The sequence below is a fragment of the Pseudomonadota bacterium genome (assembly GCA_037200975.1).
In the GTDB taxonomy this organism is placed as follows: Bacteria; Pseudomonadota; Gammaproteobacteria; order Steroidobacterales; family Steroidobacteraceae; genus CADEED01.
On sequence record JBBCGI010000001.1, the window covers coordinates 3,965,551 to 3,985,821 of the forward strand.

At 64.0% G+C, this 20,271-nt stretch carries 18 protein-coding genes and 1 pseudogene; 15 read left to right on the forward strand and 4 right to left on the reverse strand.

Annotated elements, in window-relative coordinates:
* Positions 1-2: 2 nt before the first annotated feature.
* Positions 3-893, reverse strand: coding sequence for an aspartyl protease family protein (locus WDO72_17685; GenBank protein MEJ0087510.1), 891 nt, complete (start codon positions 891-893; stop codon positions 3-5).
* A 199-nt stretch (positions 894-1,092) separates the two neighbouring features.
* Between WDO72_17685 and WDO72_17690 the strand changes: the two genes are divergently transcribed.
* From WDO72_17690 to WDO72_17700, 3 genes are all read left to right on the forward strand, one after another.
* Positions 1,093-1,680, forward strand: coding sequence for an ECF-type sigma factor (locus WDO72_17690; GenBank protein MEJ0087511.1), 588 nt, complete (start codon positions 1,093-1,095; stop codon positions 1,678-1,680).
* Positions 1,681-1,693: 13 nt separating this feature from the next.
* A complete protein-coding gene (locus WDO72_17695; GenBank protein MEJ0087512.1) occupies positions 1,694-4,087 on the forward strand; it encodes a protein kinase in 2,394 nt (797 codons plus the stop codon).
* Positions 4,088-4,238: 151 nt separating this feature from the next.
* Positions 4,239-4,640, forward strand: coding sequence for a hypothetical protein (locus tag WDO72_17700; GenBank protein MEJ0087513.1), 402 nt, complete (start codon positions 4,239-4,241; stop codon positions 4,638-4,640).
* Positions 4,641-4,663: 23 nt separating this feature from the next.
* Here WDO72_17700 and WDO72_17705 read toward each other — a convergent pair whose 3' ends face one another.
* Positions 4,664-5,398 (reverse strand): YecA family protein, encoded by a 735-nt coding sequence (locus WDO72_17705; protein MEJ0087514.1) that lies wholly within the window; start codon positions 5,396-5,398, stop codon positions 4,664-4,666.
* Between the two features lie 16 nt (positions 5,399-5,414).
* Positions 5,415-5,615: a CopG family transcriptional regulator gene (locus tag WDO72_17710; protein MEJ0087515.1), complete on the reverse strand. Its 201-nt coding sequence runs from the start codon at positions 5,613-5,615 to the stop codon at positions 5,415-5,417.
* Positions 5,616-5,810: 195 nt separating this feature from the next.
* Here WDO72_17710 and WDO72_17715 point away from each other — a divergent pair, with 195 nt between their 5' ends.
* Together WDO72_17715 and WDO72_17720 are read left to right on the forward strand one after the other, a co-directional pair.
* Positions 5,811-6,710 (forward strand): fused MFS/spermidine synthase, encoded by a 900-nt coding sequence (locus tag WDO72_17715; protein ID MEJ0087516.1) that lies wholly within the window; start codon positions 5,811-5,813, stop codon positions 6,708-6,710.
* Between the two features lie 225 nt (positions 6,711-6,935).
* A complete protein-coding gene (locus WDO72_17720; GenBank protein ID MEJ0087517.1) occupies positions 6,936-8,255 on the forward strand; it encodes an APC family permease in 1,320 nt (439 codons plus the stop codon).
* Between the two features lie 76 nt (positions 8,256-8,331).
* Here WDO72_17720 and WDO72_17725 read toward each other — a convergent pair whose 3' ends face one another.
* Positions 8,332-10,707 (reverse strand): Ig-like domain-containing protein, encoded by a 2,376-nt coding sequence (locus tag WDO72_17725; GenBank protein ID MEJ0087518.1) that lies wholly within the window; start codon positions 10,705-10,707, stop codon positions 8,332-8,334.
* Between the two features lie 344 nt (positions 10,708-11,051).
* Here WDO72_17725 and WDO72_17730 point away from each other — a divergent pair.
* The 10 genes and pseudogenes from WDO72_17730 to WDO72_17775 all read left to right on the forward strand — a co-directional run bounded on the left by WDO72_17730 (position 11,052) and on the right by WDO72_17775 (position 20,207).
* Positions 11,052-11,216: pseudogene (locus WDO72_17730) on the forward strand (LysM peptidoglycan-binding domain-containing protein).
* Positions 11,217-11,247: 31 nt separating this feature from the next.
* Complete coding sequence (locus WDO72_17735; GenBank protein MEJ0087519.1) at positions 11,248-11,844, forward strand: hypothetical protein; 597 nt, start codon at positions 11,248-11,250, stop codon at positions 11,842-11,844.
* A 53-nt stretch (positions 11,845-11,897) separates the two neighbouring features.
* A complete protein-coding gene (locus tag WDO72_17740) occupies positions 11,898-12,644 on the forward strand; it encodes a response regulator transcription factor (GenBank protein MEJ0087520.1) in 747 nt (248 codons plus the stop codon).
* Positions 12,641-14,278, forward strand: coding sequence for a FecR domain-containing protein (locus WDO72_17745; protein MEJ0087521.1), 1,638 nt, complete (start codon positions 12,641-12,643; stop codon positions 14,276-14,278). The genes WDO72_17740 and WDO72_17745 overlap by 4 nt, the downstream gene beginning before the upstream one ends.
* Positions 14,275-16,608 (forward strand): CHASE2 domain-containing protein, encoded by a 2,334-nt coding sequence (locus WDO72_17750; protein ID MEJ0087522.1) that lies wholly within the window; start codon positions 14,275-14,277, stop codon positions 16,606-16,608. Before WDO72_17745 ends, WDO72_17750 begins: the two co-directional genes overlap by 4 nt.
* A 136-nt stretch (positions 16,609-16,744) precedes the next feature.
* Positions 16,745-17,470, forward strand: coding sequence for a DUF481 domain-containing protein (locus tag WDO72_17755; GenBank protein ID MEJ0087523.1), 726 nt, complete (start codon positions 16,745-16,747; stop codon positions 17,468-17,470).
* Between the two features lie 25 nt (positions 17,471-17,495).
* Positions 17,496-17,888: a large-conductance mechanosensitive channel protein MscL gene (mscL, locus tag WDO72_17760; GenBank protein MEJ0087524.1), complete on the forward strand. Its 393-nt coding sequence runs from the start codon at positions 17,496-17,498 to the stop codon at positions 17,886-17,888.
* 12 nt (positions 17,889-17,900) lie between these two features.
* Positions 17,901-19,007 (forward strand): OmpA family protein, encoded by a 1,107-nt coding sequence (locus WDO72_17765; protein ID MEJ0087525.1) that lies wholly within the window; start codon positions 17,901-17,903, stop codon positions 19,005-19,007.
* Between the two features lie 120 nt (positions 19,008-19,127).
* Positions 19,128-19,412, forward strand: a complete 285-nt coding sequence (locus WDO72_17770; GenBank protein ID MEJ0087526.1) for a hypothetical protein — start codon at positions 19,128-19,130, stop codon at positions 19,410-19,412.
* Positions 19,413-19,592: 180 nt separating this feature from the next.
* Positions 19,593-20,207 carry a hypothetical protein gene (locus WDO72_17775; GenBank protein ID MEJ0087527.1) on the forward strand — a complete coding sequence of 205 codons (615 nt, stop codon included), beginning with the start codon at positions 19,593-19,595 and terminating at the stop codon, positions 20,205-20,207.
* The last annotated feature ends 64 nt before the right edge of the window (positions 20,208-20,271 follow it).

The window sequence follows — 20,271 nt, forward strand, 5'->3', positions numbered from 1 at the left end:
TTTCAGCGACTGCGCAGGGCGAGTGTCGAATGCCGATAGTCGATGACGAAACGCGCGCAGCGGGAGAAGTAGTCCATGCCGAGCAGGACTGCCGGCTGTTCGGTGAGTTGCCACAATGCAAAGACCGGCAGGTCGGCGCAGGCGATGCGCATGGTCGTTGCGGCGCCGGCGCCGATGGCGATCGGCAACGCCGGCAGCGTGAGCGTCGCTGCGATCGCCGCATCGGGTGTCGCGACGATCAGTGGATCCGACGCGCGCGCGGCGGCGGACATGTTCAGACGCTGTGCCAGCGCGGGATTGCCGATCGTGCGCTGCGCGCCGGTATCGATGATGAAACTGCAATCCAGAGTTCCTATCTTCCCGCTCGCGAGCAGCAGGCCGCCGAAGCGCTGCTGCAGCGGTATGGCCGTCCGTGTGTCCGGCGCGGTCTGGTCCGCGCCGCCCGACAGCACGATTCGCCGGGTGTCGAAGTTCACATCCAGCCGCGTGCCGATGAGCGCATTGGCGCCGATGATTCCTTCGGCCGCGTCGATGACGGGCATCGACATCCGCTCGATGCGTAACGAGCCCACCTCGAGCGAGTCGACCGCCACGGCCTGCGTGCTCGAGCGGCCCGTCGTGCTGTCGATCGACATCGTCCCGGTGCTCGCGGGCGCAAGCGCCAGACGCCGCGCGAGGTCGCGCGGCACGGCGCAATGGCTCGCGCCGCTGTCGAGCATGAAGCGGAACGGACCGTGGCCGTTGACATATACGGGTGCCAGCAGGCGGCCGGCGGCATCTTTGCCGAGAGGGATGTCCAGCAGCGGCTTCCCGGCGCGCGCGATCGCAGGCCGCACACCGCACGCAAACACCAGTGCGGTACCGAGGAGCGCCCGACGCGTTTGTGATGCCATACGGACTGTAAAGATATTCGACGCTTGTCAGAACGCGACGGCGAAAAAGCCGGCGGACGTCATTTTCTTGAACTGCGTTCGCGGTGCTGCACCGGGTGCCGCTGCTACGATGTCGCGGGGATTTCGATATCGTTCACACGCGACTGCGTCCAAGAGAATAACCCGTGATCGCCGCAGATTCCGATCGTTCCCACTGCCGATGAATCAGGCCGAGCTCGTATCCGAAGCAGGCGTTTTGTGGCGCGAGGCGCGTGATGGCGTCGTTCCGGCCCGCGATCGCCTGCTCGAGATGTGTTACGCGGAATTGCGCCGGCTCGCGCGGCGCATGCTCGCGGGTGATGCCGCGTCGTTGCATCTGCAGCCGACCGAGCTCGCCAACGAGGCGGCGATCCGCGTGCTCAAGCTCGATGTCATGAAATGGCAGGACCGGGCACATTTTCTCGCGACTGCCGCGACCGTGATGCGGCAGGCGCTGCTCGATGAAGTACGGCGCTTCCGCGCCGAGAAACGTCAATTGCCTTCGGTCTTCACCACGTTGTTCGAAGAGGGCGTCGCGACGATCGATCTCGACCTCGAGAAGCTCGATCATTCGTTGCAGCGCCTGAGCACGGTGTCCGCCGAACGCGCGCGGCTCGTGGAGCTGCGTTTCTTCGTCGGCCTGACCATCGAGGAGACTGCCGACGTTCTCGATATCTCACCGGCCACCGTCAAGCGGCAGTGGGATGTGGCGCGCGCCTGGCTGCTGCGCGACATCTCGCAGGCGGCGCGCACCGCGCAATCCCGGTAACGCGCGAGAACGAATGGACGTCGTTCGCGAACGCCTCATCCTCGAGCTGGTGGAGGCCGCGCTGGATCTGCCGATGCACCTGCGCGAAGCCTGGCTGCGGGAGAAGACGGCCGACGATCCGGCGCTGTCGCGGGAGTCGCTCGAGCTGCTGCAAGCGACAGGGACCGTCAATCACAATCTGCCTACCGTACTGCCGATGGCGGTTGCCGAGTTCGATGGGCCGCCGCCGGAACGGATCGGCCGCTATCGCATTGGAGAGTTGTTAGGACGCGGCGGCATGGGCCGCGTGTTCGCCGCGGAACGCGACGACGGCGTGTTCGAGCAGACCGTCGCCATCAAGCTCATGCGCCGCGCCGTGTCGGCGGGCGTGGGGGCCGAGCAGTTCGCGCGCGAACGCCAGATCCTCGCGCGGCTGCAACACCGGAACATCGCGCAGCTCTTCGACGGTGGTGTGACCGAAGACGGTCATTCCTATTTCGTGATGGAGCTCGCCGCGGGACGCACGATCACGCAGTACGTGCGGGAAGAGCGGCTCGATCTCAATGCGAAGATCCGGCAGTTCATGCAGATCTGCGCGGCGCTGCGTTACGCGCACTCGCGTCTCGTGGTGCACGCGGACATCAAGCCGAACAACATCCTCGTGACCGGTGACGGCAGCGTGAAGCTGCTCGACTTCGGCGTCGCGCGAATGGCGAATGCCGGCGTCGACGCGATGCCCGTGCCGTTCGCCTTGACGCGCGAATACGCCAGCCCCATGCGTCGCCGCGGCGAAGTGCCGACCACGGCCGACGACGTGTACTCGCTCGGGGTGTTGCTCGAAGAGCTGCTGGGCAGCGGCCCGGAAATCCCCGCCGATCTGCATGCGATCGTGCGGCGCGCGCGCGATGAGAATGCCGAGCTTCGCTACCCGTCCGTGGAGGCGCTCGGCCACGACTTGAATCGCTGGCTCGGTCGACGGCCTGTCGAGGCTTATCGAGGCGGTTGGTTCTATGCGTTCGGCAAACTGCTGTCGCGCCATCGATTGGCGGCAACCACCGCGATGGTGGGCGCCGCGGCGTTGTTTGCCGCGGCCATTGCGCTCGCCGTGTTGTTCGGGCGCGCGGAGGCGGCGCGGGATCGCGCGGATCAGCGCTTTGCGGATGCGCGCCAGCTCTCGCACTACGTGCTGTTCGATATTTACGACCGGCTCGAAGGCGTGCCGCGCGCACTGGCGCTGCGCAGGGATATTGCCGAGGCCGGCCAACGTTATCTGGATCGGCTTGCGCACGATCCCAATGCGCCGCCGCTGGTGCGCCTGGAAGTGATCGAAGGTCTGCGCCGGCTCGCGCAGGTGCAGGCCGAGCCGGGCAGGGCGAGCCTGAATCAGGTGGCGCATGCGCGCGCCAATCTCGACCTGGCGGCGCAGCTCGCGCGCATGTTGCCGACCGATCGTGAGTTTGCGTTCAATCGCGCGCTGGTCCTGGGGCGGGTCGAACTCGCGCGCGCCCGGATTGCGGGCACCAGCGATCAGGATTTCCCTGCGGCGCAGCGTGCGCTGGATGCGGCGACGGCACTGCTCGATTCGCTGAGTCCGGAATCGGCCGCCGATGCGCAATTGCTGGCGTTGCGTCGCGACATCGCCGTCGAGCAGTCGGCCATCCTGCAATGGGGCGGCAAGTACAAGGAAGCGGAGACCGTCGCGCAGCGCGCGCTCGCGCAGATGACGCCAGCCATTGCCCCCACGGTCGAAAATCGTGCCCTGATCCTGCAGCGCGCGCGGTTGATGAACATCATGGCCGACAGCATCTATTACGGCGGCGACGCGGCCGGGGCAGAACGCGTCTACCGCGACGAATATGGATGGCTCGAGAAAATGGCGGCGGCGTTGCCCGCGGATATGTCGGTCAACCGCGCGTTCGCACTGTCCGCTTGGCAATTGGGCTCGACGCTGCTGGAGCTGCGGCGCGGCGCTGAAGCGCAAACCATCCTCGCGCAGGGACATGAACTCTACAAACAGCTGAACATGCTCGAGCCCGACGATCGCGACCTGACGCACGGCCTCGACATCATCGCCAACGCGCACGCGCAGTCGTTGGCAACGCTGCATCGTTTTGCGGAAGCCATCGCGGTGCTCGAGCGCTCCGTGGCGCACCGCCGACAGCTGTGGCTGGATGCACCGGACAACTGGAGCGCGGCGCGCGACTATTCGATCGCGCTCGCCATGCTGGGCGACGTGCGCTCGGATGCGGGACAGGTGCAGCTCGCCTGCGGCAATTATCGCGAGGTGCTCGAGACGGCCGAGAAGATCCGCAGCTCCGGACGGCTCTCGCAGCTCGATCAGGAATACGGGCTGCGGCTGGTGCGCGAGCGCATGAAGTATTTTTGTGGGGGGACGGCGGCGAAAACCGGCGGGAAGGGTACGTCGTAAGAGTCGCCTTCAGACCGAAAGACTGCGCCACTGACGAAAGGCGAGTCTCCGGGTAGGGATTTGCGCTTCTCGCTCGTCTTACTATCCAGATGCCTCCCGATCACGCGCGCGATGCTCCGGGCGGTGCCACCAGTTGCCCGTCCGACGCTATATGCATTCGCTAGCCGACATGCTCGGCAGCTACGTCAGATGGAATTCGAGCCTCGATGTCGCCGTCCTCCAATCCGAGAGCGACTGGCCGAAAGAGTTTGCCGCGGTCGCAAAGCGCTTCGTGGGGTACCAATGGGCAAAGACCCTGGGACTGCCCGATGCGCACGTGTTCGGCATCTGTCCGCTCGGATTCCACTGGCCGCACAGCCTCGAAGGGCTTGAACGCGGCATTTTTCAGCCGCGGCTTTTCGATCCGGAGCTGCACGCGGCGCCGGGCGAAGTCATCGACCGCTTCCTCGTGATCGAGCTGCGCACACCCAACATCGTCCTCGCGCACCTTGCGATGCTGGTCGACGCGCGTGAATGGCATCTGCTGGACGGGCACGTATTGCACTTGCAATAAACGCGGCCCGCCGACGGCCCTGATCAGTCTGGGCGTTTGGCGACGTTCCGCGAGTTCGCAGCCGGCTCGGCGAGTGTCGCACGCCTGATCGGCGAATCGACCGGGGCAGCGACCTCGAGGGGGCCTAAAGGTCCCCGGGAAGCGCGTTGCTCCATCAACGCCATGACGGCGTTTACGACTTCTTCAATCGCATGCGGGCCGAAGGGCGCCGATGCCGACGTACTGCCAGCGATAGCCCGAACGGCGACGCTTGCGCTGGCGCTGCGCCACTTGAGTCCTTGCGAGCCCAGCGTCAATGCCGTCATGAATCCTTTTCCCCAGCCGTGAAGTGCCTCGATGCGCGCGCCTTCTTTCAGACCGTGAAGCACCGACGATTCGAATCGTGAAGGCCGGGTAGAAAGTTTGCGATCGAGGTCTTGCATGAAACCGACGATCAATGCGACGAATTCCTCGTATTGCGATCGCGCCGCGATTTTTGTCGGCACTTTCCAGCCGCGCTCACCCCAGATCGGCGGCAGCCACGCTCCGGAGGAGATGTCCACGGGCCACGCAATCAGCGCTACCAGGTAACCCTCGAGCATCGCAATTTCCATGTGTTCACGCGGCCAGGCGGCTTCGCCCAACCATGCAAGCAGGCGGGCGCGTTGCGGGTCGCCAAAGGGTGCGACGGCGAGCGTGCGCAGATTCGGCGGCATCAGCACACCCGGATCGGGCCGGTCGGCGCCGCCGCTGCGATATCTTCTGGCCAAACTACTCATGAAACTGCCGCGCGCACTAGCCGTTCTTTCGGCGCGACGAGGCCTTGGCGTCCGCTTCCGGCGACCAGGGCTTACCGGTGCGCGATTCGATGTATGAACGCATGAGCCTTCGCACGACCTGGGAGGGTGTCGAATCCTCTTCGGCGCAAAGACGCTCGAACACTGCCTTCTTGCGCGGGTCGATCAGGATCGTCAGGCGCGCGGTGCGTTCTTCCATGGCCAAGGAGATTGCCTCGAGTGAATGGATGCGAATCACATTATCATAATATTCACATTTGAGCGTCATCCTGCAACACTAGGCCCGGGCCATAACCCGTTGGTGCGCAGGTGTTCGCAGGTGCATAAGTCAGGAAAGTTTCACTGGACGGAATTCGCGAGTCCCTGGGCTTGCCAGCCCGGCAAGGTTCGGGTGATGCAACCGGAATCAGGCGTCGGCCGTGAAGATCTGTCGAACAGGGCCTGGCGCAACGAACTGACTCAGCCATACATCTTCGAGACGCCGTTCGAGCGCCGCATGCATTTCACGAACGATGCGACGCAGAGCGCAATGCTGCTCTCCGATCCCGATGCACTGATCGCCCAGTACATGCGCAAGATGATGGCGTTCCTGTTGTTCAACCCAAACCCGGAACACATCGTGATGATCGGGCTGGGCGGGGGCTCGTTGCCCAAGTTCTGCTATCGCCATCTGCCACGATCGCGGATCACGGTCGTCGAGATCAACGAAGATGTCATCGCGCTGCGTGAAGAGTTTTGCGTCCCGAAGGACGACGAGCGGTTTCGCGTGGTGCACGATGACGGCGCCCGATACGTGGAGCGACTCGACGAACAGATGGATGTCCTGTTGGTCGATGCATTCGACGCGCAAGGCATCGCGCTGTCTTTGGCCAAGTTCGACTTCTACTCCGCTGCCGCACGTCAGTTGACTGACAACGGCGTGCTCGTCATGAACTTCTGGGGCCCGTGCGAGCGCTACGTCGATAATCTCGCCCAGGCGCGTGCCGCGTTTGGTGAAAGCCTGCTGCTGGTTCCGGTCTCGGGCGACGCAAATGTATTGCTGTTCGCGTTCAAGCAGGCGCCGCCACAGTCAATCACCGATGAGCTGGAAGCAGTCGCCCAGCGACTGCAAATGCGCCTGCTGCTGGATTTCCCCCGGTATCTGCGGCGCATTTGTCAGGGCTATACGCTCGCCGATCCGCAGACATCGATGGAGCAGCAGGTCGCCGCGGTGTTCTGTCTGCAGGCGCAGCCCCTGATCTCTGCAGACTCCTTCGTGGAGTTGGCGCCCAGTGTGGGGGCGGGGGAAGAGTAGCGGGTACGAGCGGACTCGAGGAACCAGCCGGCGCTGTTGAATCGGCCCAGGTGTCGAATGGGCACTATCCGAATCAGTGGGCAGCTAGTTAGTTCAATCCGCCGTGTATTGGCCTTCGACTCGCCTCCGGTCCACCGTCAGTCCGCAGCGGCGTGTCCAGAAGTACGCTTCGATTCGAGCGGATATGCGACACTCCGGGTAAATCAGAAGAGGACCCAACCTCCCGTGACCACTTCGAACCTCCCGCGCGTCATCGGCGTTTCCGGCGTCGCATTCACCGCATTCAACTGTGTCGTCGGCGTTGGCATCTTCGGACTGCCCGGCATCGTGGCGGGCGTGCTCGGCCCGGCGGCAGTCCTGGCGTATGTGGTCTGCCTGATCCTGTTCGGCTTGATCGCGCTCTGCCTCGCGGAAGCGGGCAGCCGTGTGTCGGACGCTGGCGGACTTTACGCGTACGCCTCCGCCGCGTTCGGACCCGTCGTGGGCGGAGTCGCGGGCGTGCTGATGATCTTCGCGAGTTCGATCGGCAGCGCCGCTGCCATCACGCGGTTTTTCATGGACACGTTGACCGGCGTGTGGCCATTTCTCGCGGATCCGGTGTGGAATTTCGCGGCGATGGTCGTGCTCTACGGCAGCATTGCGCTGGTCAACATCATTGGCACGCGCGACGGCAACTGGCTCACCATCGCCATCGGATTCATGAAGTTCATCCCGCTGGCGCTGTTGGTCATCGTCGGGGCGTTCTTCGTCATCCCGGCGAACCTCAAGTGGACCGAGCTGCCGGCGGCCGGAAAGATCGGCGATGCCACGCTCATCCTCTTCTTCGCGTTCGTCGGCATCGAGTCCGCGCTCAGCATTTCGGGTGAGACGAAGAATCCGGCGCGGACGATTCCACGCGCACTCGCCATGGCGATCGCCATGATCGCGCTGCTGTACATCGGGCTGCAGACCGTGACGCAGGGTGTGCTGGGAGCGGCACTGGCTTCTTCGAAACAGCCGCTCGTCGATACGGCTCGTGTGGTGCTGGGAGCGCCGGGCGCGCAAGCGCTGGTGCTGCTGACGCTGGTCTCTGCCTTCGGCTTCATGGCGGGTGACATGCTGGGCTCGCCGCGCGTCGTGTACGCGCTCGCGCATTCGGGGCAGATGCCGCGCATGTGCGGCGCCGAGCATCGCCGCTTCAAGACGCCGGCGGTGGCGATTGCGCTCTACGCGACCGCGGTCATCCTGATCGCGGCGTCGGGCTCGTTCCGGCAGATCGCCTTGCTGGCGGTGGCGGGCACGCTGGTCCTCTACATGATCTGCTGCCTCGGCGTGCTGCGGCTCCGGGCCAGGAAGATCGCGGATGGCGGAACGCCGTTCGTGGTGCCGGGCGGACCGGTCGTGCCGATTGCGGCGGCGGCGATCATCTGCTGGTTGCTGAGCACGCTGGCGTTGAAGGAAATGATTGCGACGGCGGCGCTCGTGGGGGTCGCGGCGGTGATTTACTACGCGCGACATGCCGCGAAGGGGTCGAGGGGATCCATTCCTCGAAGCCAGCAACCCTGAGAAGTGCCGAAATTCTAGCTAGCAGATTTACGAAAATCGGGCACGGGTCATCCCGTTGCGATTGATTTCGCGGTGCTCAATGTTGCGAAAAATCAAACGTGGTGTGAAACCCCTTTTTCCAAACGGCGCCATCTCGAGATGACCAAATGTCGTTTTGATTGATGTTGCCGCTCACGCCGGCAAGCAGCAGCAGCGCGCCGTCATGACTGATGGCATTGGACAGGTGGCGGTCGCCAAATGCCGCCGCGGCGGTGGCTGGCGTCCAGGTCGCGCCATCTGGTGACGACCAGACGTCACTGAGCGCGCCATTGCCGATGCCACCGATGATCCACAGTTTGTCGGCGTGGGAAAGCAGTTGATGTCCGTTGCGGACCGGGAAGGCGGCCGCGGTAACCGAGTTCCAGCTTATTCCGTCGGGCGAGGACCAGACATCATCGAGGCTGAAGCCGTTGAAACCGCCAGATATCCAAAGTTTGTCGTGGAATGCGGCGGCACCAAAATGTTGTCTGTTGAGTACGGGAAGATTGTCGGCGACCAGCGTCCATATCACTCCATCGCTTGAAGTCCAGACATCCTTGCGTATGTCGACATAGTCCTGGCCGCCGACTAACCACAATCGGCCTCTGAAACTGAGAACCTTGAAATTGCCGCGCGCAGGAAAGGCGGCATGGTCGGCTTCTTTTGTCCAGGTCACTCCGTTGTCAGACGACCAGATATCGTTGGTGGCATGGCTATCGAAGAAGCCGCCGATCACCCAAAGCCTGTTGTTGAAGGCGATCATCTGGTGGCCAAGTCGTACGGGGAACTCCGCGCTTTGGGTTGCACGAGTCCACGAAATGCCGTCTTTTGAAGACCAGACGTCGTTGGTGTTGTCCTGGCTGCTGTTTCGCCCGCCTGACAGCCACAACTTGCCATTGAATTCCGCAACCGCGCTGCTGTAGCGCGCGGTAAATTCGCCATTCGATGTGGCTTCGGTCCACTGCAGGCCGTCGCTCGACTTCCATACATCGTTTTCCAGGCCAAAGGCTCCGTTCCCGCCTAACACATACAGAGCGCCGTTGTGGGCAAGCATCTGGTGGAAGCTCCGGTAACTCAATTCTCCGCCGACATACGTGGGAACCCAGTCCACGCCGTTGGTCGACGTCCAGGCATTGGTGTCGTAGGCGTGCCATTCGCCGCCCAGCAAAACCAACTTGCCGTTGATGCCGGCGATCTGGAATCCATTTCGGTCGATGACTCGCGCCGGCAGATTTTCCCTCGTCCACAGGGCGCCGTTCGCCGAGGACCAGGCATCGTCCAGGGTGGCGCCATTGTGTTTGCCACTGTAGAGCCAGAGCTTGCCATTGAAGTTGATCACCACGTGCTCGGATCTCGGCTCGAATGCCGCCTGACCTGTCTCGTTAGTCCAGGCCACGCCGTCCAGCGTCGACCAGACATCATTCTTCTCCGTGCCGGCCGACGATCCGCCGATGAGAAACAACTTGTTTCCCATCACGGCGAGTTGGTGATTCGCCCTGGATCCGAAGGGTCCATTGGCCAACACCTGCGTCCAGTTCACGCCATCGCTCGTGGACCAGACGTCGCCCATGACCTGCGACGCGCTGCTCCCACCGACGAGCCATAACTTGTCCTTGAATGAAACAACCCGGTGGCTATGCCTGGGCGAAAACGCTGCAGCGGCAGTTTCCTGGACCCAACTGATTCCATCGACGGATGACCACACGTCGCTCCGGTTGCCGGACAACTGCCATTCCTGGTAGTTGGCGGCGCCGCCAATCAGCCACAGCTTGTTTTTGAAGCTGACCGCCTGATGCATTTTTCGTGGCGAGAATTTCAGGGCGCCGACCACCTGGGTCGCATTCCGGTTGCCCTTGTGCAGCGAAAAAAAGGCCGCTCGAGCGAGCTGCGCCGACGTATCAACGATCGGTACGCCGTTGATGTCGTTCATTTGTCCAAAAGGACAGTGAATGTAATCGGTCAAATTGCAGTTGTTGTCGGTGGAGCGATATAGCGCCATGGTATTGGCGTCATCGCCAAAATGAAGTTCGGAGTCGTCAGGTCCAATCCACGCCGACATCGCGATATATTTTGGAATCACTTCGAGGGCAGAGCTGGCATTGGCCGGGAGATACGCGGCATCGCCCAGTATGGAAGCGGTTATGGTGGTCTTTCCGGGGGCCACCGCCGTGATTTTCCCCTGGCTATCTACCGTGGCGACTGTTGAATCCGCGGATCTGTAGGAGACCGCCCCCGTGCCCTGGCCAGTGGCTTTGTTGCTCAGCTCTTCACCGCTGTATGCGACAACACTTGCGGACGCAAAGCTCAAAGTCTGGCTTTGTGGCGTCGCCGGCGGTGTCGTAGTGCCACCGCCGCCACCACCACCTCCACAGGCAGAAAGCATTGTCGCAAGGGCAAAAAAAGCAATGGAGCGGAAGCTCGGCCCGGGATTCATATGAAAGCCCCCACTATCTAATGACTATCCAGCACACCCATGCCAAAGCCTATCTCTCCAGCTTCCGGAGTGCTGCACAATTTCAAGGCTCAGCGACGAATGCAGGCGGCGCTCGACCTGTGACGGGTGCCACGGGAGTCCTCCAGGCTCGCGGCTGTCTGGCCGCCGTTTTCATGGTAACCCCCGATTGCGCGTGCCACCGCGCCTGACAATGCGCCATCGAACTGTAAAATTTCATGCAGCTCCGCCGTTTCGCCGACAGCAGGGGTTAGTCTCATTCTCCGCACGACGTGCCGGGAGGAAGAATGAGCAGCGATGACACCAAACTACCCGGGGCGGATAATCCGTACGCGCAGTTCCACGTCGTTGTGCCTGGCGACACGCTTTCGAAGATCGCCAAGCAGTATTACGGCGATGCGATGCTCTACGCGAAAATCTTCGAGGCGAACCGCGGGATTCTTGCCGATCCGAACAAGATCAAACCTGGACAGAAACTGCGCATTCCGTAGCCGCAGGTCCGCAACTCTCAAGGAGTCAATGATGAAAAAAACTATGTGGCAGGCCGCCGTGTGCGCGGCGGCTCTCGCTGTCGGCTGCTCCAACCTGAAGGAGCCGGCGACCCAGGCCGTCGCCACGGCCGAGTCCTCGCTCGCGGCTGTGAAGGATGCGGCCGCGAGATACGCACCGGAAGCGCTGGCGTCCGTCGAGACGCAGGTCAAGACGCTCAAGGACGATCTCGCGGCCGGCAACTACCAGGGAGTCGTGACCGCGGTGCCGGGCGTCACCGCTGCGATCGGCAAACTGGGCGATACGGTGGCCGAAAAGAAAGCTGCGCTGGAGTCCGCCATTGCCACGGCGACCGGCCAGTGGAACTCGCTCGGCAGCGAGCTGCCACAGATGATCGCGGCGCTGCAGAGCCGTGTTGATATCCTCTCGCAGTCGAAGAAATTGCCTGCGAACATTGCACCGGCGGCTTTCCAGTCGGCGAAGTCGGGTCTGGACGCGATCAAGGCGGGTTGGGCGGAGGCGAGCGGCGCGTTTACCTCCGGCAACGTGATGGACGCGGTCGCGAAGGCTCAGGCCGCGAAGGAAAAGGGCGCCGAAGTGATGCGCACTCTCGGCATGACGGCTGGCTGAGGCGCTGGTTGTCCGGTGGCGGTTGAGCGGGGATAGTCAGTCGGAGTTCATGGGTGAGTACTTCGCAAATCGCACCACACAGCAATTCCCTGCCGGCAGCCCGCATGCGTGTCGCGTTTCTCGACGACGAGCTGGATCAGACCGAGCGCATCACGGCGCTGCTCCAGGATGCGGGCCACGGCGTGCATGCCTTCAGCCGCGGCCGGGCGCTGCTCAACAGCCTGCGCAGCGAGACCTACGAGCTGATCATCCTCGATTGGGAAGTGCCCGGAGTCTCGGGTCTCGAGGTGTTGCAGACCATCCGCGCGCGCATGAATCTGCGCACGCCGGTGTTGTTCCTCACGCATCGCGACAGCGAGGCCGACGTCGTGCAGGCGCTGCGGGCGGGAGCCGACGATTTCCTGATCAAGCCGGCGCGCGAGCTGGAGCTGCTGGCGCGCGTGGACGCATTGAGTCGCCGTTATCGAGCCGCCGAATCGGCCGAAGTCATCGAGGTGGAACCATTCCGCATCGATCTTGCGCGGCATTCGATCGAACGTCGTGGCGTGCCGCTCGAGATGACGCGCCGCGAGTATGAAGTGGCCGTGCTGCTGTTCCGCAATATCGGCCAGGTGTTATCGCGCCGCCACATCATGGAAGCGATCTGGGGTCACGGCGACGCCACGACCACACGGACCGTCGACATGCACGTGAGCCGCGTGCGCCAGGTGCTTGGCCTGTCGGCGGCAATCGGACTGCGGCTGACGGCGATCTACGGTTACGGGTACCGTCTCGAGCACACGCGCGTCGAGTCTGGATGACGACCGTGCCCGGTTTTCGCGCCGTGTCATTCGTGCTGGTCTGTGCCCTGGCGTGCTGGGCCATGCCGCAACTCGCCGCCGCCCAGGCGGCATCCAGCGAAGCGGAGTTCGTGTATCGGTTCCGACCGCGCGATACCTTGATCGGCGTCAGCCGCCGCCTGTTGCAGCAGCCACAGCGCTGGCCGCAGCTCCAATCGCGCAATCACATCGCCGACCCGCACAACATTCCGCCGGACACACCGGTACGGATTCCGTACTCGTGGCTGAGACTCAGCGCCGATACCGCGCGCGTGCTGACCGTGTCGGGAACCGTCACGCGCGACGGTACGCCGGTGTTGGCGGGGGAAGTGCTCGCGTCCGGCAGCGTGCTGCACACGGGCGACGACGGATCGGCAACCCTTGAATTCGCCGACGGATCGCTGGCGACGCTGCAGAAATCCAGCGTGCTGCGCCTGGAGCAGTTGCAGCGCGTCGAGGGCGTCAGCGACGGACATGCCGCCCGGCTGAAACTCGAATCGGGTCGTGTCGAGACTTCAATCAAGCCCAAGCGCGATGTCGGGCGCTTCGAAATCGTCACGCCGGTGGCTGTCTCCGCGGTTCGCGGCACGCAGTTTCGCACCGGCTTCAATGCCGTGAGTGGCGATGCAACTACCGAAACACTCGAAGGCACCGTCCAGGTCGCCGCGCAAAACGAGGTGACAGTGCCGGCGGGTTTCGGCACGCGAGTCGAAAAGGGCGGATTGGCGCTGTCCCCCGAGCCGCTGCTGCCGGCGCCGGACCTGTCTAACATCTCCGAGGCGCATTCGCAGGCCACACTGCGTGTGCAGCTGCCGCCGGTGCCGGGCGCGACGTCATATCGTCTGCAGCTTTCCGCCGACGCGCAGTTCCATGCGATCTCCGTGGATGCGCTGTCGACGGAGCCGGACTTCACCGTCGCCGCACTGGGCGATGGCGGCTACTGGCTGCGCGCGCGTGCGATCGACCGGCATGGCATCGAAGGCGCGGATGCCGTCAGGCAGATCACACAACATGTCTTGCCCGAGTCGCCCGCATTGCTCGCGCCCGGACCCGATGCGCGCATCGTCAACCCGGCGACGCATGAGTGGCGCGCCGTCGGCAACGCCGCCGGCTATCGCGTGCAGGTGGCGCGTGATGCCACGTTCACCGACCTGGTCGCGGATCGCCGCGTGCTCGATACGAACCAGCTGCTGGTCGAGCAGATGACGCCGGGCGCGTATTTCTGGCGCGTGGCAAGCGACAGCGTGCAAGGTGAAACGGGTGAGTGGAGCGCGGCGCAGTCATATGTGCAGCGCCCCGCGCCGCCCACGGTGGATCCGCCGACCCTGCAGCGGCGTGCGGTTGCGCTGCGCTGGGCAGGAGGCGCGGGTGACTCCTGGTGCCTGCAGGTGGCGCGCGACGCGGCATTCGAACACATCGTGATCGATCAGAGTCGCACTGTGCCGGAGCTGACCATACCCAAACTCGCGCCGGGTACTTACTACGCGCGCGTGCAGGCGATCGATTCCGCCGGCAACGCGGATCCTTTCGGCGCGGCACGCCCATTCGATGTCGCGATGCCGCGGTGGATGAAACTGCTGCTGTCGTCCACGATCCTGGTTCCATTCCTCTTATGAAAGCGGCGAGCTGGGCGCGGCCCGTCCTGGTTCAATGGGCGTGGTTGCTAGGCGCCTTGCTGGCCGGCACGACGCTCGTGGCTATCTACGACGTGTTCTGGCGCGCGGATCTCGCCATCTACGATGCGGCCTTGCCCACGGGTCCCGCGCCAGGCGATGTGGTGATCGTAGCCGCCGATGACGCCAGCATCGCGGCGCTGGGTCGCTGGCCCTGGCCGCGCGAGTGGCACGCGCAGTTGCTCGATCGTCTACGCGCGGCGGGCGCGCGCGCCGTCGCTTTCGACGTCGTGTTCACCGAGCCGGACACGCAATCGCCACAGGGCGATGCGGCTCTGGCCGAATCGATGCGGCGGGGTCCACCTACCGTGTTGCCGCTGCTGGTGGAGATGCCGCGGCCGGCGAGTCCGCTGCGCGAATTGCTGCCGATTCCGATACTGGCCGATGCAGCCGCAGCCGTGGGTCACGCGCACCTGGAGCTCGATCGCGACGGCGTCGGACGCAGCGTGTTCCTGCGCGAAGGTCTGGGCGCTCCGCATCGTTCGCATCTGATGCTGGCGTTGCTCGAGCACGCACCGGGGCTGCAACCGCCGGTGTTGCGGGGCCTGCGCCATCCGGATCTCGCCGGGGCGCCGGCGGTGTGGGTGCGCGACTATCGCATGTACATTCCTTTTCTCGGTCCACCGGGGCACTTCACACAGCTGTCGTATGTCGACGTGTTGCGCGGCCGCGTTCCGTCGGACGCGCTGCGCGACAAACTAGTGCTGGTCGGAGTTACTGCGCAGGGAGTAGGTGACGCTTACCCCACGCCACGCTCCGGACACGGTGTCGCCATGCCCGGTGTCGAAGTGGCGGCCAACGCGCTGCAGGCCATACGCAGCGGTACGTACATACGGCCGCTGCCGTTGCCGGTGGCCGTGCTGTTCGCATTGATCCCCATCATCATCGTGGCGCTGGGTTTTCTGCGCTTCACGCCCCGCCAGTCGCTGCTGTTGACGGTGCTGGTGTGGCTCGCGACTCTCGGCGCGAGCTTGCTGGTGCTGCGCGTGGCGGGCTGGTGGTGGCCGCCGACGGCCGCGCTGGCCGCGCTGCTCGTCATCTATCCACTGTGGAGCTGGCGGCGGCTCGAGGCCACGCAGGCGTACCTGGAGGAGGAGCTGGCGCGCCTCACCGTCGAGCCGTTCCCGTTTCTCGTGCCGGCGCCGCGGCTGGCCGAATCGCCGCGTTTCGCGGACGTGGTCGAACGCCGCATCCACGTCGTGCGGCAGGCGGTGCAGCGCTCGCGCGATGTCCGGCGCCTGTTCTCCGACACGATCAACGGTTTGCCGGATGCCACGCTGCTCGCCGATGCCAGCGGCAGAATCGTCATCGCGAACCCGGCGGCTGCGCAACTTTTCAGGGTTGCCGAACACGGTGTACTCGAGGGCAGCGCCGTGGACTCGCAGCTCTTCCAGCGTGTCGGCGATGTGAACCTGCGGTTCGCACGGCTCGCGCAGAGCGCACCCGAAACCGTCGAAGCCGTGCTGCAGGATGACGGGCGCAATGTGCTGGTGCGCACCGTGCCGTTCTTCGACGGCACGCGCACTCGCGTCGGCACCATCATCGGCATCACCGACATCACCGAGCTGCGTGCCGCGCAGCGCGAACGCGAAGACGTGCTGCGTTTCCTGTCGCATGACATGAAGACGCCAGCTTCATCGCTGCTCGGACTTGCGCAGTTGCAGCGTGATCCGAAACGCGCGCTGCCGCCGGCGGAGTTGTCGCAGCGCCTCGACCTGTTGGCGCAACGCCTGCTCACGCTGGTGGACGGGTTCGTCGCGCTGGCGCGCGCGGAATCCGCCGACCCGCGAGTCTTCGAGGAATTCGACCTGCGCGACGCGGTCCAGGACGCCTACGACGAAATCTGGGCCGCGGCGCGGGCGCGCGCGGTGCCGATCGAGATGGGCTCGGCCATGTCGGGCATCCTGATCCACGGCGACCGTTCACTGGTGGCGCGCGCAATCGGCAATCTGCTGAGCAATGCGCTCAAGTTCTCGCCCGAGGGATCCAGCATCCGCGTGGATTGCGAGGCGCGAGGGGGCGGTGGACTGGTGCGCGTCGCGGACTGCGGCCCGGGTATCGCGCCCGAAGCGCGGGCGCTGCTGTTCCACAGATTTGCGCGCCGCCTGCACGATGGCGACTCCGATCCCGGCGGCGCGGGACTGGGTCTGGCATTCGTGCGAGTGGTCGCGGAGAAACACGGCGGGCGGGCATGGATGGAAAGCGGCGGCTCGGGCGGCGCGATTTTCTGCCTGGCGCTGGCACCCGCGCCGCGGGAAGCTCCGGCTAGTTAGCAACCGTGCCGCGGGCAGGCATTTGACAGTGTTTTACAATCTCTGACGTTCCTGCCGGCAATACTCCTGCCGCGACGAATCCATCGGCGGCAGGAGCCTTCACGTGAAATCGAGTCCCTTGTTTCTATGCGCGGCAATGCTCACATGCGCCGCCGCCTGGAGTGCGCCGCCCGGCGCCACGGACCTCTGGACCGGCAAGGGTCAGGCCGGCCTGCTGCTTTCGCAGGGGAACGCCGCGGCGAAATCCGCCAATGCCGCGCTCGAGCTGGCGCGCGCCAGCGGCGCCTGGAAACACGCTTTCAACGCGGCCGCGCTTTACGGCCAGAGCGGCGAGGTCACCTCGGCGCAGCGCTGGAGCGCGGGCTGGCAGAGTGACTATCTACTGACCGAGAGGACGTTTGCGTTCGGCGCGCTGCGTTACGCGCGCGACAAGTTCAGCGGCTTTCAGTACCAGGCGACGGCGTCGGCCGGCGTCGGTTACAAGTTCATCGACAACGAAGCGGTGAAGCTCACCGGGCAGGTGGGCGCCGGTTATCGCAAGCTGCGGCCGGAGCTGCTGGTCAAGGACGCCAGCGGCGCGGTGATCACGCGCACTCCGCTCGACACGGTGGATGAGGCAGTGATGACCGCGGGCCTCGACTATTCGCACGCACTCACGAGCACGACCAGTCTCTCGAACCGGTTGCTGGCCGAGTACGGCTCGAGCAACACGCTGCTCAGCGACACGTTTGCACTCGAGGTCAAGATGACCGACACGCTCGCGTTGAGCCTGGGCGTGAGCATCCAGGACAACAGCAATCCGCCCGCGGGCGTGAAACGGCGCGACACCGTCGAGACGGTCAATCTCGTCTACGCATTCTGATTCGCATCTTCAACGGGAGCAGGTAATGAGTTTCGTATCCGAGTTCAAGGAATTCGCGATGAAGGGCAACGTCGTCGACATGGCGGTGGGCGTCATCATCGGCGCGGCCTTCGGCAAGATCGTCTCCTCGCTGGTGGGGGACTTGTTGATGCCGGCCATCGGCCTCGTGGTCGGCGGCGTCAACTTCAGCGACCTCGCCGTGCACCTGGGCGATGACCCCACCGGCAAGGCGGTGCTGTTCAAGTACGGCGCGTTCGCGCAGACCGTGTTTGATTTCCTGATCGTCGCGCTGGTGATCTTCATGGCGCTCAAAGGCATCAACAGGCTCAAGAAGCCCGCTGCCGCGCCGGCGCCAGCCGCTGCGCCACGCCAGGAAATCCTGCTCGAAGAAATTCGCAATCTGCTCGCAAAGAATTAAGGAGACGCATACATGAAAAAATTGATCGCATTGGGAAGTCTGGCACTGCTCGCCGGTCCGGCATTTTCACAGGACGCCGACAGTCGCTGGTATATCGCGCCGAAGCTGGGATACACCTTCGCCGACAGCGACCGCAACGTCGACGACGCGTTCGCTTCCGGACTGTCTTTCGGCAAGCATCTGAATGACGCGTGGGCGCTGGAGCTGAACGTGCTGCGCGGCGGTCACGACGGCGATGGAGCACCTGATCTCGATTTGTCCGCGTTTTCCGCCGACGTGCTGCGCAGCTTCAACGGCGCCGGCCGTGTGTCGCCCTATCTCACCGCGGGAGTCGGCGCGCTGCGCAACGATCCAGACCTCGGCGCCAAGCGCGACGATTTCATGGTGCAGGCGGGCGCCGGACTCCTGTTTCGCGCCTGGGAGAACGCCGACGGTTCGAGCGCCTTCAACATTCGCCCCGAGGTGAAGCTGCGCTGGGACGATGCTGGTGGCGCCGGCAAACTGCGCGACGTCATTGCCGCCGTGGCGTTCGAATTCGCCTTCGGCGCACCGACTGTGCGCGCGGCAACCCCAGAGCCGGTGGCCCCTCCCCAGGTTGCCTCCGCACCTGTACCGGCTCCGGTGGTTGCTGCGCCGCAGCCCGTCGACAGTGATGGCGACGGTGTATTCGATGAGCAGGATCGATGCCCTGTAACGCCTCGCGGCACGGCGGTGGACGAGTTCGGTTGTCCGCGCAAGGGCACCATCACGCTGGTGGGTGTGAATTTCGAGAACAACTCCGCCAAGCTCGTGAGCCAGTCGCTGGCCATGCTCGACGCGGTGGCGGCCGATCTTGTGAAGTATCCGCGCCTGAAAGTGGAGGTGCAGGGCCACACCGACAGCGTCGGTTCCGATGCCTACAACCTCAAGCTCTCGCAGGGCCGGGCCGATTCGGTACGCGACTATCTAGTCGCACGAGGCGTCGCGGTCGCGCAACTCGCGGCGCGGGGCTACGGCGAATCGCGTCCGGTCGCAGACAACACCACCGCCGAAGGCCGGGCGCAGAATCGCCGCGTCGCGATGGACGTACTCGACAATCCGGGCGACGTGCAGGTCAACAAGGCCGAAGAAGCCAGATAGTGGGCAACTTCCGGTGCGGCTTGCGGCATTCGCCGTGAGCCGCCCCGGTAGTCAGAGGTGTCATGACTCGGGCGGGAGAAGTCCCGCAATTTCACTGCTTCGACAACAAAGGGAAGAATCATGGATATCACCAGCTTGATCGTGCAACTCATCAGCGGCGCCGTCGGCGGAAACGTCGCCGGCGGATTGCTGAAAAAACTCAGCCTTGGAACCGTGGGAAATTCGATCGTCGGAATCCTGGGTGGCGGCCTGGGCAGTGCGCTGCTCAACGTGTTCGGGATCGGTGGCAATTCTGCCGGCGGCATGGACTTGGGCTCGATCGTCAGCAGCATCGCCGGTGGTGGCGTGGGTGGCGGCGTTCTGCTTGCCATCGTGGGCGCGATCCGCAACGCCGTGAACAAGTAGGCCAAACCAACCAGGAATGACTGGGGTGATTGGCGGCGCAGATCCCTGGTGAAGTCTGGTTAGGTGGAGGCTTTTGCTCACATACGTCGTAGCAACACGCGTGGTATAGAAAGCGGTGAGGTCGAACCTTGACCACACCGCTGCGTTGTCGATGCAGTTCCGCTTCTTTCGGAGATGGATATGCATGACTCGTTGCGACGGACCTTATTCACATTGCTGCTGACCGGTCTCGCCACGGGCTGTGCCGTCAATGCTGAAACCCACGGTACCAAAGCCGCTGAATCGAGCAAGCAACGGCTCGCGCTGAGCGAGGGCTACAGCATGCTTTACAAGGATGCGAGCACTCTCGATCTCACGGAGTTGATCCTCTACGTGAAGGTCGAATCGGATGCCGTGGACAAGGTCGTTACCGCCGTTGCTGAGGTTGGCGGTCAAATGAAGAAGGACCTGGAGCGAATCGCGAAGGACCATCCCGGTGTGCGAATCAATCTCGATCCGTTGCCGGAAATGGAGAAACGCAAGCGCGCCGCGATCGCCAAAGACCGTGCGCGGTACTTCGCGCCCATCGTCGGCCACGGCGGCCGTGAATACGAGCGCACGGTGCTGATCGGGTTCGCCAACGGCGTGAACCACGAGCGCCATCTGTGCCAGGTGATGGCCGAAGCCGAGCCAGACGCCAGCCTGAAGAAATTTCTGCTCGATGCCGAGAAGCGCTACGACGGTCTATATGACCGGGTCACTGCGCTGCTGGACAAGGACTACTTCAAGGATCCGAACGGCAAGACGAAAGACTAATCTCAGTGGTAGCTAGTCGGGTGTCCCTGAATAGGGCTTCCGGTCTTCAGCGCCTGCGACCCGC

Coding starts and splice junctions, on each gene's coding strand:
- WDO72_17715 (MEJ0087516.1), top strand. CDS start 5,811: ATGCAACCGGAATCAGGCGTCGGCCGTGAAGATCTGTCGAACAGGGCC.
- WDO72_17765 (MEJ0087525.1), top strand. CDS start 17,901: ATGAAAAAATTGATCGCATTGGGAAGTCTGGCACTGCTCGCCGGTCCG.
- WDO72_17700 (MEJ0087513.1), top strand. CDS start 4,239: ATGCATTCGCTAGCCGACATGCTCGGCAGCTACGTCAGATGGAATTCG.
- WDO72_17750 (MEJ0087522.1), top strand. CDS start 14,275: ATGAAAGCGGCGAGCTGGGCGCGGCCCGTCCTGGTTCAATGGGCGTGG.
- WDO72_17725 (MEJ0087518.1), bottom strand. CDS start 10,707: ATGAATCCCGGGCCGAGCTTCCGCTCCATTGCTTTTTTTGCCCTTGCG.
- WDO72_17735 (MEJ0087519.1), top strand. CDS start 11,248: ATGAAAAAAACTATGTGGCAGGCCGCCGTGTGCGCGGCGGCTCTCGCT.
- WDO72_17710 (MEJ0087515.1), bottom strand. CDS start 5,615: ATGGAAGAACGCACCGCGCGCCTGACGATCCTGATCGACCCGCGCAAG.
- WDO72_17755 (MEJ0087523.1), top strand. CDS start 16,745: ATGCTCACATGCGCCGCCGCCTGGAGTGCGCCGCCCGGCGCCACGGAC.
- WDO72_17745 (MEJ0087521.1), top strand. CDS start 12,641: ATGACGACCGTGCCCGGTTTTCGCGCCGTGTCATTCGTGCTGGTCTGT.
- mscL (MEJ0087524.1), top strand. CDS start 17,496: ATGAGTTTCGTATCCGAGTTCAAGGAATTCGCGATGAAGGGCAACGTC.
- WDO72_17685 (MEJ0087510.1), bottom strand. CDS start 893: ATGGCATCACAAACGCGTCGGGCGCTCCTCGGTACCGCACTGGTGTTT.
- WDO72_17770 (MEJ0087526.1), top strand. CDS start 19,128: ATGGATATCACCAGCTTGATCGTGCAACTCATCAGCGGCGCCGTCGGC.
- WDO72_17690 (MEJ0087511.1), top strand. CDS start 1,093: ATGAATCAGGCCGAGCTCGTATCCGAAGCAGGCGTTTTGTGGCGCGAG.
- WDO72_17695 (MEJ0087512.1), top strand. CDS start 1,694: ATGGACGTCGTTCGCGAACGCCTCATCCTCGAGCTGGTGGAGGCCGCG.
- WDO72_17705 (MEJ0087514.1), bottom strand. CDS start 5,398: ATGAGTAGTTTGGCCAGAAGATATCGCAGCGGCGGCGCCGACCGGCCC.
- WDO72_17775 (MEJ0087527.1), top strand. CDS start 19,593: ATGCATGACTCGTTGCGACGGACCTTATTCACATTGCTGCTGACCGGT.